Genomic DNA, 16,789 nt, shown 5'->3' on the forward strand with positions numbered 1-16,789 from the left:
ATTAATGCTGGCAGTGGCGGCAAAAAAAGGTGCTGCGCTGCCCATGTTTTGCAATTTCAATCACATTGCCACAGCGTCGACATAGCTCTCCTGCCCGCCCGTATACCTGTAATTCTTGCGCGAAATAACCCGGTTTACCATCTGACTGTAAAAAATCGCGCAATGTGGTGCCACCCTGCTCAATAGAGTGCAATAGCACAGCTTTGATTGTTGCCACCAGCTCTGTTATCTCGGTTTTGGTTAATGAACCGGCTGCGCGTTCCGGCAGAATACCCGCCGTGAATAGCGACTCACTGGCATAGATGTTGCCAACCCCAACTACTATCTTGTTATCCATTAGCCACTGTTTAACTACAGTGCGTTTATTGCGTGACTTTTCAAACAGATATTCAGAGGTAAATTCATCACTCAAGGGTTCTGGCCCTAAATGGGCTAATACATTGCTTGTTTCAAGGTCTTTTGCCCATAACCAGGCACCAAAGCGGCGCGGATCGGTATAACGCAGTATTTTGCCATTACTGATAACCAAATCGACGTGATCGTGTTTTTCGGCTTCGGTTTCTTCTGGCAAAATGCGCAGGCTACCTGACATCCCCAGATGCACGATAATCCAGCCGGTTTTCAGTTCTATCAGTAAATATTTAGCTCTGCGTTGGACACTTAACACCAGTTGATCACTGAGTGCGAGGATTTCATCGGAAACCGGCCAGCGTAAACGGGCATTTCTAACCACGGCGTAAAGGATAGTTTGACCGACAAGATAAGGTTCGATCCCGCGTCGGCTGGTTTCAACTTCTGGTAATTCAGGCATATAACCTCCCTAAACGTATCTCACTGGACTTTATATAATAAAAAACCCGGCCGAAGCCGGGTTTTCTTAATCCGCTAAAATTAAAATTATTTAATTTTAGCTTCTTTGTAGATCACGTGTTGACGGACAACTGGATCGAATTTCTTCAATTCCAATTTTTCCGGCTTAGTACGCTTGTTCTTCGTAGTGGTATAGAAGTGACCAGTACCAGCAGAAGAAACCAGCTTGATCTTCTCGCGAACACCTTTAGCCATGATTCAGTTCCTTAATACTTCTCACCGCGGGCGCGAATTTCGGCCAAGACCGTTTCGATACCCTTCTTATCAATAACACGCATACCTTTAGCAGATACACGCAGAGTTACAAAGCGCTTCTCGCCCTCAACCCAAAAACGGTGAGAGTGAAGGTTCGGCAGAAAACGGCGTTTGGTCGCGTTCATTGCGTGGGAACGGTTGTTACCGCTCACCGGGCGCTTGCCAGTAACTTGGCAGACTCGGGACATGTCTATTCTCCAAAAATCAAATCAGCTCGAGCTTCGTATAGGATTTGGCCGCCTCGTCAGGCTTTAGAGCCCATCTCAGCAAATTCACTGAGAAGACTCACTGTCATCAGGTCAGAAACCCCTGTCACCAGGCTATAAACCTGCTGAGATAGGCTCTTCACGCCAAACCCAAGATTCTCAAAGGTGGCGTAGTATACGCTCTGAAGCGTAAGTGCTCAAGTCCCGAACAGCTAAAGATCCAGAAAGGATCAATTATTATTGCTCTAAAGCCATCCCCGTTCAGCAAATGAGACACATTCACCCCGGCCAACCACTAAATGATCGAGCACACGAATATCCAATAATGAACAGGCTTTTATCACCTGCGTAGTCATCAAACGGTCGGCTTGGCTCGGTTCAGCCTTACCCGAAGGGTGATTATGCGCTAGAATCAGCGCGGCGGCATTAACCTTAAGCGCTTCACGCACAATTTCCCTCGGATGAATCTCAACGCTACTGATGGTACCAGTAAACATCTCCTCATGGCGAATAACACGATGCTGGTTATCCAAAAACATCACTAAAAAAATTTCTCGTTCGCGATGGGAAAGAATATTTTGTAGAAACTTTTGGGTTATCTCAGGATTTTGCAGAACACTTTCCTGCATCAAGTGGGATGAAAAACAGCGGCCAGCCAGTTCTGCAATAGCCTGAATCTGGCTATATTTCGAAACACCAATCCCTTTTTTGCCACATAATGCCTGATAATCCGCAGATATCAGCCCATAAAGTGAACCGAACTCTTCAATCAAATACTCAGCCATCTGCATGACATGCATTCCCGGAATACCTGTGCGCAGAAAAATAGCGAGCAACTCGGCATCTGTCAGTACCGCAGCACCATATTTAAGTAATTTTTCCCTTGGGGCAACCTGCCCATACCACTCTTCCATCCCTTGTCCCCGTTATTCCTAAACCCCGTGGGCAGCATGCCACAAGACTTTCCTCGCGACTAAGTTGTCGTGAGTTGCATGCGTAACGTCTCGCAAAATTGACGATTGCTGGCATCAGGGAACGTCCTGATAGCTAATCTACTCAATGATTATGCTAAAATATCGCCTCTTACGGCTCTCATTCGGACAATCATGATGACGGGACTCTCCGGCAAACATCTTTCTGGTAAAAAGATTGTGCTCGGGATTAGCGGGGGTATCGCCGCGTATAAATCTCCTGAGCTGGTACGCCGCTTGCGCGACAGAGGCGCAGAGGTACGCGTGGTGATGACCCACGCGGCAAAAGCGTTCATTACGCCACTCACGTTGCAGGCAGTCTCGGGCTACCCCGTCTCTGATGATTTACTCGACCCAGCAGCAGAAGCCGCAATGGGCCATATTGAACTGGGTAAATGGGCAGATTTAGTCATTATGGCTCCGGCTACCGCTGATTTACTGGCCAGAGTCGCTGCTGGCATGGCCAATGATTTACTGACTACCGTTTGTCTGGCAACCGCAGCTCCTGTTGCGGCCGTGCCCGCGATGAATCAACAGATGTACCGTGCAGCGGCTACTCAGGCAAACCTACAGACGCTCGCCAGTCGTGGCATGCTGTTATGGGGGCCAGACAGCGGCAGTCAGGCTTGTGGCGATGTTGGCCCAGGTAGAATGCTAGACCCACTAGAGATTGTCGCGCTGGCGCATGATCATTTTTCTGCAAAACAAGACTTGCAACATTTGAGTGTCATGATTACCGCCGGGCCGACGCGTGAGGCACTTGATCCAGTGCGCTTTATCAGCAATCAAAGTTCAGGCAAGATGGGCTTCGCCATCGCTCAGGCAGCTGCTGCCAGAGGGGCAAAAGTTACTCTGGTTGCCGGGCCAGTGACGCTCGCCACTCCAGCGGGAGTGAATCGTATTGATGTTGTCAGCGCGCTAGAAATGCAGCAAACCGTCCAGAACTTAGCAGCCCAGCAGAATATTTTTATTTCTTGTGCTGCGGTAGCGGATTACCGCGCCGAGCAGGTTTCTGACGAGAAAATAAAAAAACAGGGCGATGAAATCACTCTTAAGTTGGTGAAAAATCCAGATATTGTCGCTGGGGTCGCTTCGATGACTAAAAAACGTCCATTTGTTGTTGGATTTGCTGCCGAAACCCAGAATGTGGAAGAATACGCGCGACAAAAACTGGCGCGGAAGAATCTGGACCTTATTTGCGCTAATGATGTATCGCTCGCAGAGCATGGTTTTAACAGTGATACTAATGCCTTGCACCTTTTTTGGCCGACTGGCGAGAAACGTTTACCGCTCAGCGATAAGCACCTCCTCAGTCAGCGTTTAATAGACGAGATTGTCAGCCGTTATGATGAAAAAAATCGACATTAAAATTCTGGACCCACGGGTTGGCAATGAATTTCCCTTACCAACTTATGCCACAGAAGGCTCAGCCGGCCTGGATTTACGTGCCTGTCTAAGTGAAGCCGTGGATTTACTGCCAGGGCAAACAACATTGTTACCGACAGGCTTGGCAATACATATCGGCGATAGCTCACTGGCTGCTGTTATTTTGCCGCGTTCAGGGCTCGGGCATAAACACGGTGTGGTATTAGGTAATCTGGTCGGGCTGATTGATTCTGATTATCAAGGTCAGTTAATGGTGTCCGTCTGGAACCGTGGTCAACAGCCTTTCACTATTGAGCCTGGCGAGCGCATCGCACAAATGGTGTTTGTTCCTGTTGTACAAGCAGAATTCAATCTGGTTGAAGATTTTGATCTTAGTGAACGTGGTACCGGTGGTTTTGGTCATTCTGGACGCCAATAACCTACCCTAGACCTCAATACCGTAAAAAAGCTATCACATAAGCCGCCGGGGCCTGACCTTAGTGCGGCCGGTATTTGGGTTTTTGTTATTAAGTCATTTTTAGCAAGGGTCTACTCGGACATGGCAGAAAAAGAAAATACGAAAAGGAACAGGCGCGAGGAAATTTTGCAGGCTTTAGCGCAAATGCTGGAATCCAGCGACGGCAGCCAACGCATTACTACCGCCAAACTCGCCGCAAATGTGGGGGTTTCGGAAGCAGCGCTTTATCGTCATTTCCCCAGTAAAACGCGGATGTTTGATAGCCTGATCGAGTTTATTGAAGACAGTCTGATGTCCCGCATCAATTTGATTCTGCAAGATGAAAAAGAGACATTTAATCGCCTCCGGTTGATCCTGCTACTGGTATTGGGGTTTGCAGAACGCAATCCAGGTCTGACTCGCATCATGACCGGGCATGCATTGATGTTCGAGCAAGACCGCTTGCAAGGGCGCATTAACCAGTTGTTTGAGCGAATTGAAGTACAGCTACGTCAGGTTCTGCGTGAGAAAAAACTGCGCGATGGGCAAGGTTTTATTCATGATGAAACCCTACTGGCAACACAGCTACTGGCGTTTTGTGAAGGGATGCTCTCACGTTTTGTTCGTTCGGAGTTTCGCTACCGGCCGACGCAAGAATTTGATGCTCGTTGGCCTCTGATTGTGGCTCAATTGCAATAAACTCAATTTAAGTTGAGCTTAAAATTATATAAAAAGGGCCAAATGGCCCTTTTTTGTATTATTGATTTAGGAAATCTTAAACGCCGTACTGTTCGCGGTAGTGGCGTATTGCTGCCAAATGATCGGCCATTTCTGGTTTCTCTTCCAGATAACTGATCACATCATTAAGTGTCACAATCGCAATCACTTTGCAGTGATAATCACGCTCCACTTCCTGAATCGCAGATATCTCACCACGGCCACGTTCCTGACGGTCTAATGAAATCATCACACCAGCCAGCGTCGCGCCCTGTGCATTGATAATCTCCATTGATTCACGGATGGCAGTACCTGCGGTTATCACATCATCCACCAGCATAACTCGGCCTTGTAACGGGCTTCCTACCAGGCTGCCGCCTTCACCGTGATCTTTCGCTTCTTTGCGATTAAAGCAGTAAGGCACATCTCGCTCATGGTGCTCTGCCAATGCAACCGCGGTGGTGGTGGCAATAGGAATACCTTTATAGGCTGGCCCAAATAAGAGATCGAATTCCACGCCACAATCCATTAATGCCGCAGCATAAAAGCGCCCGAGTTTTGCCAGATCAAGCCCGGTATTAAACAATCCTGCATTAAAGAAATAGGGGCTAATCCGCCCAGACTTCAGGGTAAATTCACCGAACTTCAACACCTGCTTGTTAAGCGCAAACTCGATAAACTCGCGCTGATAGGCTTTCATTGGTACCTCTCCTCTCCAGATTGTGACCGCTTTCGTTAATCACTATGTTTATTAATTTGCTACACCGCAAACCTGATTCACTGCTTCTATCTGTGCATAACTTATTGGTAAGCGGGCAAAAAAAAGGCGACTACCAAGTCGCCTAAATCAATTATTGCTCCAACGCCGCTTTCTGCGCCTGGAAGATAGTTTCTATCCCTCCTCGAGCCAGTTTTAACAATTCCAGTAACTCTTCATGGCTAAACGGTTCGCCTTCTGCGGTGCCTTGCACCTCAATCATTCGGCCATCTTCCATCATCACCACGTTCATATCTGTTTCTGCCGCAGAGTCCTCTACGTATTCCAAATCGCAAAGGGCTTCACCTTTAACGATACCAACAGAAACTGCCGCAACCAGCCCTTTCATCGGGTTCGCTTTCAATTTACCACTGGCTACCAGCTTATTCAGTGCGTCGGCTAAAGCCACGCAAGCACCACTGATGGAGGCAGTACGAGTGCCGCCATCCGCCTGCAACACATCGCAGTCTAAAGTGATAGTGAATTCACCTAACTTCTTCAAATCTACTGCCGCACGCAAAGAGCGAGCTATCAGACGTTGAATTTCTAAAGTGCGGCCGCCTTGCTTGCCTTTTGCGGCTTCGCGCGCATTACGGCTGTGGGTCGAACGCGGTAACATGCCATATTCAGCGGTTATCCAACCCTGGCCCTGGCCTTTCAGAAAGCGCGGAACACCCTCTTCAACCGTGGCGGTGCACAATACTTTGGTATCGCCAAACTCAACCAACACTGAACCTTCAGCGTGTTTCGTGTAATTACGGGTCAGGGTCAATGGGCGGACTTGTTGTGCTGCTCGGTCTGCTGGACGCATGGGCTTTCTCCGGCTTTAAATCGATATTGGTCGCGCATTATACGGCCTTAGTGATGTAATGCCTATCCTGCCCGCGCCCTGGAGGCTATAATCCCCGCATCTTTTCTTTAAAACGGGTACGCAACAATGATCCGCAGCATGACCGCCTACGCTCGGCGTGATATTAAGGGTGAATGGGGCAGCGCAGCCTGGGAGCTGCGTTCCGTTAACCAACGCTACTTAGAAACTTACATTCGTTTGCCAGAACAGTTCCGCAGTCTGGAGCCGGTTATTCGTGAACGCATCCGTGGCCGCTTAACTCGCGGCAAAATTGAGTGCAACCTACGTTTTGAACTGGATGCCAGTGCACAAAGTTCTTTGATCCTTAATGAAAAACTGGCAAAACAATTAGTAGAAGCCGGTAACTGGGTCAAAATGCAAAGTGATGAAGGTGAAATCAATCCAGTCGATATTTTGCGCTGGCCGGGAGTCATGGCCGCCGAAGAACAAGACTTGGATGCCATCAGCACCGAGCTGATGCAGGCACTGGATATTGTGCTTGATGACTTTATCATTTCGCGCGAAACCGAAGGTGCGGCACTGAAAGCACTTATCGAACAGCGCCTTGACGGTGTTAGTGCAGAAATAGTTAAAGTCCGTGCGCATATGCCAAATATCTTGCAGTGGCAACGTGAGCGGCTGCTTAGTAAGCTGGAAGAAGCGCAAGTTCAGTTGGAGAATACCCGCCTGGAACAAGAATTAGTGCTAATGGCGCAGCGTGTAGATGTGGCTGAAGAGCTGGATCGTCTGGAAGCGCACGTTAAAGAAACGCACAACATTCTGAAGAAGAAAGAAGCTGTTGGCCGCCGCCTTGATTTTATGATGCAGGAATTTAACCGCGAATCGAATACGCTGGCATCAAAATCGATCAATGCCGAAGTGACTAACTCAGCCATTGAGCTGAAAGTGCTTATCGAACAAATGCGCGAACAGATCCAGAATATCGAGTAACGATTTATTCACCAGTTTTGCTAAAACCCGGAGAAATCCGGGTTTTTATTATTCTGCCTGCATCATGTGAAGCAGCGGAAAAGCCTTTCCCTCGCGTCCAGTTCTGAGCGGCCGGTTTTTACAAATCCGCATTCCAAGTAAAAAGCTAATTGAAAAGTTAAACAAGCCCGCGCCTGATTTTAAACAATATGGGGCATTCGTTGTTTTTTCTTCGTCATCTGAAGTATGTTGAACAAATAGAATCAATTGCCGATTACTTTCAACAATTTCAGAGGCAATATTATCAGTGCAATACCCAAGGCGCTGGTGCCAACATCAGACCTCGATATACTGCTTGTCACTTCATACAGTATCAGCCATGGAAGATCGGAATAATATGAGTAAAAAAGGGAAAACACATGCAATTAACTGTTCTGGTTGATAACAATACTCTAATAGATAAATATCTGACAGCCGAACCAGGCGTCTGTTATCACCTTAAAATAGATGGAAAAACATTCCTTTTTGATACCGGCTACTCTGACGTTTTTCTACGTAATGCGGCAATTCTGGGTATTGATATCAGCGATATCAATAGTGTCATTCTCTCTCATGGTCATAATGATCATAGCTGGGGTTTAACCCATCTTGCTCAACATCTTGATCGGACCAACTACCCTGGCGTGAAGAAGATAAAGCTAGTGGCTCACCCTAATGCTTTTGTACCAAAATACCATGAAGATAAATCAATAGGTGCTAACTTACCGGCTGATAGTTACCCTTCATTTTTCGAGCGGATTAATCAGACGGGTGTTTATTATCTTACCGATAATTTGCTTTTTTTAGGTGAGATAGTACGCAGTAATGATTTTGAAGGGCTGCATCCTATAGGGAAAACTATCAATTGTTGCGGTCATGAAGTTGACGATTTTGTCGTAGATGACAGTGCGATAGTTTATACCAGCTCTGAGGGGATCGTGATTATTACCGGCTGCTCTCACTCTGGGGTCTGCAATATTATTGATTATGCGATTAAAGTCACTGGCGATAAACGCGTTCGGGCTGTTATTGGCGGATTTCATCTATTAAATGCAGAAACATCTACCCTCACCAAAACATCCGACTATTTTAAGCAACTCAATGCACAAGCACTCTATCCCTGCCACTGTACTGACTTAAAAGCAAAAATAGCACTAGCCGGTGCGGTTGACATAGAAGAGGTGGGAGTCGGAATGGTGCTTAACTTTAAGTAACAGTCCGGTTTACATGAGACAAAAAACAAGGAACCACCCCAGGATTGCCGTCATCATTGGTGGCGGTATAAATTTCCGATTTGGTTTACGCTGATAGTGACCACAGTTAAAATGAAATATGCAGATTACTGCCATTGGCGTACGTTCATCATCAACTTGCTTAAAAATACACTTATCCCTCATTAAACACCTCAGTAAAGTGTTTCCTATCTTTCCCTTCTCATTTTAGGATTAAGCCTAAATGAGCATAACAATATAAAAAATAGTGTTTTTTATTTTTTTCATGCTTAACTTTCATCACAACCTGAAAGTAGGAAGAGCATTTACTATGATTATCGCTACTATCTACGATCTGGTATGAATAAATTACACATATACTTTATTAGGTGGGCACTCTGGGTAAAGTCATGCTCTACAAGTCAGGATGATTATCATTACTGGGAAGTCCAGAAATAGAACCTTCTTAATTTCTGACTAAGGTAAGTAAAAGACACATATACACTTTTAGGGGATCGCATATGTTCCAAGACCAAGATACGTCGATCCTCAACACCTATTTCGGTACTCATCGCCCATTTTGGCGGCTTGCCTTTGATAGCCAGGCTTTAGAGTTGTCGGCAATTAAAGAGATAACAAATATCGCAATACCCCTTAATTCTGTACAAACAATGAAAATCCGGAGCTTAACCGGTATTACTGCCAGTTTAGATATTGAAATTGAAATTTATGGTCACCCCCTACATTTACATCTTGTTGGGCGCAAAATTAACGGTAAAGAGTGGGGAGGAACAGCCTCAGCCTATGCCGATACTGAATCTGTCGCTCGTGATTTGGTTATGGGCCTTTCTTTTGCAGAACAGGTTGTTTCTGAAGCCAACTCAGTGATTGTGATTCTCGATAAAGATGGCTGCGTACAGCGATTTAACCACCTTAGCGAGGAATATACCGGTAAGAAAGAGCAGGATGTTATTGGCAAAAATGTTTACGACTTATTTATGACCGCCAAGGAAGGGGCCTCATCACGGAAGAATATTGAAGGTTTTTTTCAGCGCGGTGCATCTTATGAAGCGGAACGTTGGGTTAATACCGTCAAAGGAAAGCGTCTCTTCTTATTCCGCAATAAATTTGTTCACAGTGGTAGCGGAAAAAACGAACGCTATCTTATCTGCTCCGGCACTGACATTACCAAAGAACGACGCGCCCAAGAGCGCCTTAGGATTTTGGCTAATACCGATATGATTACCGGTTTGCCTAACCGTCATGCCATTCATGAACGTATTAATAGCGCAATCCAAACCCGCGGTGACAGCTCAGTGGGTATTATTTATCTCGATCTCGATAACTTCAAAAAAGTGAATGACCACTATGGTCATATGTTTGGTGATCGATTACTGAAAGATGTCTCGCTGGCAATTTTAAGTTGCTTGGGTGACAACGAAATGCTTGCTCGGTTAGGGGGCGATGAGTTTATTGTTCTGGTCGAAAACGCCACCTTGGATATGCTGGAAACAACGACACAGCAAATTCTCAACCGCATGAAATTGCCTTTCCGAGTTGGATTGATAGAGGTCTATACCGGCTGTTCGATTGGTATTGCACTATGCCCAGAGCATGGTGATACGCTGGAAAATATTATCCGCAGTGCGGATACAGCCATGTATACCGCGAAGGAGCATGGGAAACAAACCTATTCCATCTTCTCGCAACAAATGAATAAAAAAGTATCCGAGTATGTTTGGCTCGATACCAATTTACGCAAAGCTATAGAACAACATCAATTACAAATCTTTTATCAACCCAAAATATCCACCAAAACGGGAAAGGTGCTCGGTGTCGAAGCACTCGTCAGATGGCTATCGCCTGAACGAGGTTTAATTGCTCCTCAAGAGTTTATCTCATATGCGGAAGAGTCAGGGCTTATCAGGCCGTTGGGTAAATGGGTACTACAAACCTCCATGCAACAGGCAGTAGACTGGAAAAAGCGTGGGATTAACTTACGAATTGCAGTCAATGTTTCTGCCCGACAATTAATTGATGAAGCCATCGTCACCAGTTTTATTGAGTCTCTTGAAACTTGTGAGTTGGAATCTAGCCTGGTCGATGTTGAATTGACCGAAAGTTGCTTAATTGATAATGAAGACGCTGCTATCAATATAATGAAACAGCTACGCCACTTAGGTGCTCAAGTTCACTTAGATGATTTTGGTACTGGTTATTCTTCACTCTCTCAGTTAGCGCGTATCCCTATAGACGCTATTAAACTGGACCAAAGTTTTGTTCGTCATATTGACACTAATCCTATTTCACAATCTTTGGTAAGAGCCATTATTGTTGTTGCCGAGGCACTAAAAATGCAGGTTATTGCCGAAGGAGTAGAAACGAAAGAGGAAGAGGAATTCCTGGATTCTATTGGCGTTGATGAGAAACAGGGATTCCTTTACGCCAAACCAATGCCCGCAGATAAACTGGAGCATTGGCTGGTAACACAACACCCTCACCTTTTACTGGATTAGATGTAAAAACTAATTAGATATAAAAACTATATCGCTTTTGGCATTCCCGAAGTATGCCTGTCTTGCAGCATAACCAGCCTTTCAATATAGGCGATATCTTTCGGATCAATAGAAAATGCAGAATCCACCCAGTCTTCTGTAATATCCATTAATTCAGAACGTGTTAATTGTAAAACACGCTGCCGGACTCGAACCATCGCCCTCATACCATTTAGCTTAGGCCTTATAGTGTCTATAAATGTTCGCGTCGCGACATAAGCATCCCCTGGCTGAAATAACTTATCAACTAACCCACGACTCTCATACCACTCAGCCGCGTGAGACTCCCCGGTCCAAATCAGTTGTTCTGCCACCCTCATACCCGCCTTTCTGGCGACCAGTGAATATCCTCCCATGCCAGGAAATAAATTAAATGCAATCTCCGGAAAACCCATTCTGGCCGTCGTTTGTGCTAATACAAAATGATGAGCTAATGCCGCCTCAAATCCTCCACCTAATGCGCTGCCTTCAATCATCGCAATAGAGATAGCACCAGTATCAAATCCGCGAGAGGCGGCGTGAACACAATCGACACAAGCACGAGCATATGCCATTAGCGCTTCTCGCTTACGATTTCTAATCATTTGGGCGAAAAAATTTAAATCCCCACCCACATTAAACATATTGGGTACAACTGAACCTGTTACCCAAAAATCTATCGGTAATTTTGACTCCTTAGCTGCCTGGGCCAACGTCATAATATTTTCAATTAACTCCAGGTTAAAACAAGGCCGTGGATGAGCACGCAGTAACATCCATAAAGTATTACGGCCCTCTTCGTAATAAGCAGATATTTGAGATAAATGGCCGGCTTCGGTAAATGAACGGCAGCTAGGAAGATTAATCATATTCATATTCCATCCAATGAGTAAGTTAAACACAAGTAGCCCTATCGCCTAATCCTCCTTGAGGAAACGCTAAACTCGCCTTAATGACGGCAATTTAAGCTGGCAGATAAATAGTGATTCACCCAACGGATAAACGATGAATAAAACAGTGAAAATTTAAACAACTGGCATTTTTAGGACATGATTAAAGAATCGGTAGAATATATATTCTTCAAAGAATTAAAATTTAGATGAAAAAAACCTGCTGATATGGATAAAATGCTGACTGAATTTTATCCCTGACGGATTTCTTATGTTGCAGATTCTGCATTTTCTTTTGGCATTGATTGCGATAGCAGTTTTGGCTTTACTGGCTAGCCATGATCGGAAAAACATCAAACTTCGTTATATTTTTCAGCTACTGATTATAGAGATTGCTCTGGCTTATTTCTTTTTACACTCGGAAAGTGGGTTAGGTGCAATAAGGTATTTTGCTGGATTATTCGAATCTTTGATGAAATTTGCTTCAATAGGCACCAGTTTTGTTTTTGGTGGGATGAATGAGCAAGGCCTGGCATTTATATTCCTCAACGTTCTTTGCCCAATTATTTTCGTATCAGCATTGATTGGTATTTTGCAGCATTTCCGTATATTGCCCCTCATCATACGGGTAATAGGCACTCTGCTGTCCAAAGTAAATGGCATGGGTAAACTAGAGTCATTCAATGCTGTGAGTACGTTGATTCTGGGGCAATCAGAGAATTTCATTGCCTATAAAGGCATTATCGCCGATATATCGCCACGCAGAATGTACACCATGGCAGCCACAGCGATGTCGACGGTCTCTATGTCAATAGTTAGTGCTTATATGACCATGCTAGAACCAAAATTTGTTGTAACAGCACTCATACTGAATATGTTTAGCACTTTTATTATACTTTCAATTATTAATCCTTACCCCGTAACAGAAGAATCTGAGTTAAAGCTAAATAACCTACATGAAGAGCAAAGTTTTTTTGAAATGCTTGGAGAATATATTCTGGCAGGATTTAAAATTGCGATGATAATCGCCGCAATGTTAATCGGGTTTATTGCCATCATTTCAGCGATTAATGCTTTATTTAGCACCTTATTCCATATCAGTTTCCAAGGAGTGCTGGGATATCTATTTTATCCACTAGCACTATTAATTGGCATACCAGCTCAAGATGCTTTGAATGCAGGAAGTATTATGGCGACCAAACTGGTGGCAAATGAGTTCGTTGCCATGATTGAACTGAAAAAAATGGCTGCCGAAATGTCTCCACGAGGTTTGGGTATTCTTTCTGTATTTTTAGTCTCTTTTGCTAACTTTGCTTCTATTGGGATTGTCGCTGGAGCTATTAAAGGTCTGAATGAACAGCAGGGTAACGTGGTTTCGCGATTTGGATTAAAGCTAGTGTACGGTTCAACTTTAGTCAGCTTGCTTTCTGCGGCCATTGCCGGGCTTGTCTTGTAAAGGCTCATTCTGACCGAATAAAATCAATAATATCAGCGGCCTTTTACCTCTAATAAGGAGATAAAAGGCCAGACGATCTAGTCTAATACTCGCCGCTAGAAATCAACACAAACAGTAGCATCAACCCGCATAACTGATTCTTGTGCAAATTGCTGTTTATAGCGGGTGCGTACAGCTTCAATAGCAGTTTCTTTGTCAGAGTTATGGATAAGTACCAATGCCTTACTGTTTTCTTTAGCTACAGTGCCATCATTGCCTAACCATTGCCCTTTAGCATCAATCACTGTCAGGCCATCTTTAAAGCGGCTGGTCACATCATTATCAACAAAAAACTGCCATTCAGTGGCTGAAATAACCGGGCCATGAGGTCGGTTCAAACCAAAATAGAGCGTCGTTTGTGTCATCGGCTCACCTTTAATACAGGTGGGAGGGGAAACTTTAATCGTTGCTGTGTTTGCCTGACCCGTTCTATCAATGCAACCACTGAGTAATATTCCAACCGCTGCGATGCCAGCCAAGAGCACCGCACGATATTGGAACGAATGAACACACTGCCCCATGAAGAATTCCACTGAAATAAAAGATAAAATAGAGATAAAAGCTACCATTGGATGAGCCACTCTGCAATCAGGAGGAATTATCATCAAATAACTTGCGAACCCCATTTCAACAATTGATTTTTATTCTAGATTTATTAATGATAAATAATTCCACCATTGTTTTTTTATTAAAACATTTCAATCATATAGTTAATATTTTGATTAGATTAAATAATCCGAAATCCATAGTTTAGAAAATCTCAGGCGCGATAATTTTGCATAGTGGCTACGCTGCCGCTTTTGTTGCCCTTAAGAAATTACATTCAATATGCTACTCAGTGTTCTTTATATTATCGGTATCACCGCTGAAGCCATGACCGGTGCACTGGCTGCTGGCCGCCGTCAGATGGATATGTTTGGCGTTATCATTATTGCATCAGCTACTGCTATTGGTGGTGGTTCAGTCAGAGATATGCTGCTGGGTCACTATCCGCTGGGATGGGTTAAGCATCCTGAATATATTGTGATTGTTGCTGTTGCCGCTATCATCACAACGTGGATGGCGCCATTAATGAAACACTTGCGTCATCTATTTTTAGTTCTTGATGCTATAGGGCTTATCGTTTTTTCTATTATTGGCGCACAAATTGCCCTCGATATGGGGCACAGCACGATCATTGCAGCCATAGCGGCTGTAATTACCGGTGTCTTTGGTGGTGTCCTGCGCGATATGTTCTGTAACTGTATCCCTCTGGTATTTCAGAAAGAAATTTATGCCGGTATCTCATTTGCTGCTGCCTGGATCTATATCGCCCTACAATACACGCCACTATCTCATAACTGGGTTGTTATTATTACGTTGGTCACTGGCTTGAGTGCTCGATTGCTGGCGCTGAGATTTCGGCTTGGCTTACCGGTATTCAAGTATGATCATTCTGAACATTAACCCAACCCCGAAGAGGACTACTCTTTGGGGCTGAACCCCGCAATTCCCTGCTGCGATAAGAAGTCCGCCATCATTTCTACCTCTGGATGATGCAAAAAATGATTAATCTGTTTTGCTCTAACCTGCCCAACACCCGAGATTAAGCGCCATTCGGCAATACTCCGTTGCCGTAAAGAGTGCCACGAAGAATCAATAGGTATTCCCTGTGGGAATCCCAAAGCCTGTAACCATTGAGAAAAAGACTGTTGTCTGGCACGTTGAAATTGCTGATAAATCTTTTCTGCCCGGCCTTGCCCAATACCTGGAACCGCCGCGATTTGCTCTACAGACAGTGATAACCAATCGAGTAGATCATTGATAAGCCCATGATGGATAAGTTCGCGCCAAAGCCCACTCCCCACACTCTGCATATCTAGCCCGTTTGTACCGCTAAGCCATGCTAAGCGAGATAAGAACTGAGGTTCGCACTCAAAAGGTAAACGGCGAAAACAGGTTAACTGATGGAATTTATCTGCGTCTGGCGGCTCAAGTTCCTGCCGCTGGCTTACTCGCCAGATAACCTTATCCAAACGAGGAATACCTTGCCCAGCCAATGAGAGAGTCACTTGATCTCCCGGTACGATATTCCACTGCTTCCAACGAGCAATCGAACCAATATTCACCCGGCGAATCCATTTATCATCAATTTTTATCGGTGCAACCTGTAAAACAGCCGTAATTTTGCCAGTGCGGCCCACTGTAAAATGGATATCTTTGATTTCAGTTAGTTGTTGGGGAGGCGGATATTTCCACGCCATAGACCAGTTTCCTGGTGTTGCCTGCCAATAGCGCCCCGCGGGCTCATCTTCTTGACGGACAACCACTCCATCAGTCACAAAAGGTAGCGGCATTTTAAACCAGCGATCCCGCCACTGGGCAACATCGCTACTGGAAATGACGGGTTTGCTGTAATGAGCAGTTAGAGGAAAGCCCATTTCTTGTAACAATCGGCTCTTTTCTACCATACTTTTTGGCCCATCCGGCCATGCCCAGATAAAAATACCCAGTTTAGCTAGCAATGGGGATACAGACTTACGCATCAGAGCCCCTGCAACAGATGCTCTGGCATTGACCCCCCCTGATTGTGCTTGTTGGTGGCCTTCCATCTGTAGAAATAATTCCCCTTGCAGGGTTAACAAAGGGGGAGCGGTCGCAATATATTGAGGAATAGCCGAAATAAAAGGCGCGTTATCCACCCAGTTTTGGCCTTTCAAACCATTCCCTCGGCTCAGAACTTGAGTTAACTTTCCCGCCTGATACACCAATGTGATTGCAACGCCGTCTATTTTGGGTTGCACCCAGAGGTTTTTACGCCCCGCCATCCAGTTAATGAGTGCAGCTTCATCTTTAAGTTTTTTTAAGCCGGTGTGAGCAACGGGATGACTCATCTTTCCATTACCCGGTATGAGTCTATTATCCGTTTTATCAGATAATCCATGGCATACACGCCATCTATGTAATTTATCCTGCAACTGATCGTAAATATCATCTGCAATCGGGCTAATACCCTGCTGGTGATAAGCGACATTCCACTGATCTAACTGCTTATCCAGAAGATGAATTTCTCCCGACATTCTTTCTTCTGACCATTCAGGGCAAACAGGCTCAGCTCTGACATGCCAACTGATAAAGCTAACCATCAGTAGGCTTAGTATCTTCATTTTGTGCACATTCATCAGTACCCCCTTTGATGAGTGGCAGTAAAACCTGAAATAGCGCATCCGTCGAAGGCGAAAAAACTCAGATGCGCGAGTGAT

The 16,789-nt window shown here is 45.0% G+C and carries 17 protein-coding genes; 8 read left to right on the plus strand and 9 right to left on the minus strand.

Features of this window, described 5'->3' with window-relative positions; translation table 11 throughout:
* Position 1: 1 nt before the first annotated feature.
* The 4 genes from mutM to radC form a co-directional block, all read right to left on the minus strand.
* On the minus strand, positions 2-811 hold the full coding sequence (mutM, locus tag HU019_RS09165) for a bifunctional DNA-formamidopyrimidine glycosylase/DNA-(apurinic or apyrimidinic site) lyase (RefSeq protein ID WP_174848448.1): 810 nt from the start codon (positions 809-811) through the stop codon (positions 2-4).
* Between the two features lie 86 nt (positions 812-897).
* Positions 898-1,065 carry a 50S ribosomal protein L33 gene (rpmG, locus tag HU019_RS09170; RefSeq protein ID WP_004392084.1) on the minus strand — a complete coding sequence of 56 codons (168 nt, stop codon included), beginning with the start codon at positions 1,063-1,065 and terminating at the stop codon, positions 898-900.
* 11 nt (positions 1,066-1,076) lie between these two features.
* A complete protein-coding gene (gene rpmB / locus HU019_RS09175) occupies positions 1,077-1,313 on the minus strand; it encodes a 50S ribosomal protein L28 (protein ID WP_005164747.1) in 237 nt (78 codons plus the stop codon).
* Positions 1,314-1,576: 263 nt separating this feature from the next.
* On the minus strand, positions 1,577-2,245 hold the full coding sequence (radC, locus tag HU019_RS09180; protein WP_174848447.1) for a RadC family protein: 669 nt from the start codon (positions 2,243-2,245) through the stop codon (positions 1,577-1,579).
* 192 nt (positions 2,246-2,437) lie between these two features.
* On the opposite strand from radC, the gene coaBC reads away from it, so the two are divergent.
* From coaBC to slmA, 3 genes are all read left to right on the plus strand, one after another.
* Positions 2,438-3,670 (plus strand): bifunctional phosphopantothenoylcysteine decarboxylase/phosphopantothenate--cysteine ligase CoaBC, encoded by a 1,233-nt coding sequence (gene coaBC, locus HU019_RS09185; protein WP_174848446.1) that lies wholly within the window; start codon positions 2,438-2,440, stop codon positions 3,668-3,670.
* Positions 3,648-4,106 carry a dUTP diphosphatase gene (gene dut, locus HU019_RS09190; protein ID WP_005164750.1) on the plus strand — a complete coding sequence of 153 codons (459 nt, stop codon included), beginning with the start codon at positions 3,648-3,650 and terminating at the stop codon, positions 4,104-4,106. The genes coaBC and dut overlap by 23 nt, the downstream gene beginning before the upstream one ends.
* A 120-nt stretch (positions 4,107-4,226) precedes the next feature.
* On the plus strand, positions 4,227-4,823 hold the full coding sequence (gene slmA / locus HU019_RS09195) for a nucleoid occlusion factor SlmA (protein ID WP_174848445.1): 597 nt from the start codon (positions 4,227-4,229) through the stop codon (positions 4,821-4,823).
* A gap of 76 nt (positions 4,824-4,899) precedes the next feature.
* Here the strand turns inward: slmA and pyrE are convergent, their stop codons facing one another.
* Positions 4,900-5,541: an orotate phosphoribosyltransferase gene (gene pyrE / locus HU019_RS09200; protein ID WP_174848444.1), complete on the minus strand. Its 642-nt coding sequence runs from the start codon at positions 5,539-5,541 to the stop codon at positions 4,900-4,902.
* A gap of 151 nt (positions 5,542-5,692) precedes the next feature.
* The gene (gene rph / locus HU019_RS09205) at positions 5,693-6,409 is read right to left on the minus strand and encodes a ribonuclease PH (protein ID WP_174848443.1); all 717 of its coding nucleotides are present in this window, start codon (positions 6,407-6,409) and stop codon (positions 5,693-5,695) included.
* Between the two features lie 126 nt (positions 6,410-6,535).
* On the opposite strand from rph, the gene HU019_RS09210 reads away from it, so the two are divergent.
* The 3 genes from HU019_RS09210 to pdeR all read left to right on the plus strand — a co-directional run bounded on the left by HU019_RS09210 (position 6,536) and on the right by pdeR (position 11,144).
* Complete coding sequence (locus HU019_RS09210; protein WP_174848442.1) at positions 6,536-7,399, plus strand: YicC/YloC family endoribonuclease; 864 nt, start codon at positions 6,536-6,538, stop codon at positions 7,397-7,399.
* Between the two features lie 398 nt (positions 7,400-7,797).
* Complete coding sequence (locus HU019_RS09215) at positions 7,798-8,631, plus strand: MBL fold metallo-hydrolase (protein WP_174848441.1); 834 nt, start codon at positions 7,798-7,800, stop codon at positions 8,629-8,631.
* A gap of 518 nt (positions 8,632-9,149) precedes the next feature.
* Positions 9,150-11,144 carry a cyclic di-GMP phosphodiesterase gene (pdeR, locus tag HU019_RS09220; protein ID WP_174848440.1) on the plus strand — a complete coding sequence of 665 codons (1,995 nt, stop codon included), beginning with the start codon at positions 9,150-9,152 and terminating at the stop codon, positions 11,142-11,144.
* Between the two features lie 26 nt (positions 11,145-11,170).
* Here pdeR and HU019_RS09225 read toward each other — a convergent pair whose 3' ends face one another.
* On the minus strand, positions 11,171-12,037 hold the full coding sequence (locus HU019_RS09225) for a crotonase/enoyl-CoA hydratase family protein (protein WP_174848439.1): 867 nt from the start codon (positions 12,035-12,037) through the stop codon (positions 11,171-11,173).
* 286 nt (positions 12,038-12,323) lie between these two features.
* Here HU019_RS09225 and HU019_RS09230 point away from each other — a divergent pair, with 286 nt between their 5' ends.
* Positions 12,324-13,508, plus strand: a complete 1,185-nt coding sequence (locus HU019_RS09230) for a NupC/NupG family nucleoside CNT transporter (RefSeq protein ID WP_174848438.1) — start codon at positions 12,324-12,326, stop codon at positions 13,506-13,508.
* Positions 13,509-13,603: 95 nt separating this feature from the next.
* Here the strand turns inward: HU019_RS09230 and HU019_RS09235 are convergent, their stop codons facing one another.
* Positions 13,604-14,068, minus strand: coding sequence for a DUF3574 domain-containing protein (locus HU019_RS09235; protein ID WP_174848437.1), 465 nt, complete (start codon positions 14,066-14,068; stop codon positions 13,604-13,606).
* Between the two features lie 307 nt (positions 14,069-14,375).
* Here HU019_RS09235 and HU019_RS09240 point away from each other — a divergent pair, with 307 nt between their 5' ends.
* Positions 14,376-14,993, plus strand: a complete 618-nt coding sequence (locus HU019_RS09240) for a trimeric intracellular cation channel family protein (protein ID WP_174848436.1) — start codon at positions 14,376-14,378, stop codon at positions 14,991-14,993.
* A 17-nt stretch (positions 14,994-15,010) separates the two neighbouring features.
* Here HU019_RS09240 and ligB read toward each other — a convergent pair whose 3' ends face one another.
* Positions 15,011-16,708 carry an NAD-dependent DNA ligase LigB gene (gene ligB, locus HU019_RS09245; RefSeq protein ID WP_174848435.1) on the minus strand — a complete coding sequence of 566 codons (1,698 nt, stop codon included), beginning with the start codon at positions 16,706-16,708 and terminating at the stop codon, positions 15,011-15,013.
* Between the last annotated feature and the right edge of the window lie 81 nt (positions 16,709-16,789).

It is taken from the genome of Yersinia artesiana (assembly GCF_902726545.1).
Classification (GTDB): domain Bacteria; phylum Pseudomonadota; class Gammaproteobacteria; order Enterobacterales; family Enterobacteriaceae; genus Yersinia; species Yersinia artesiana.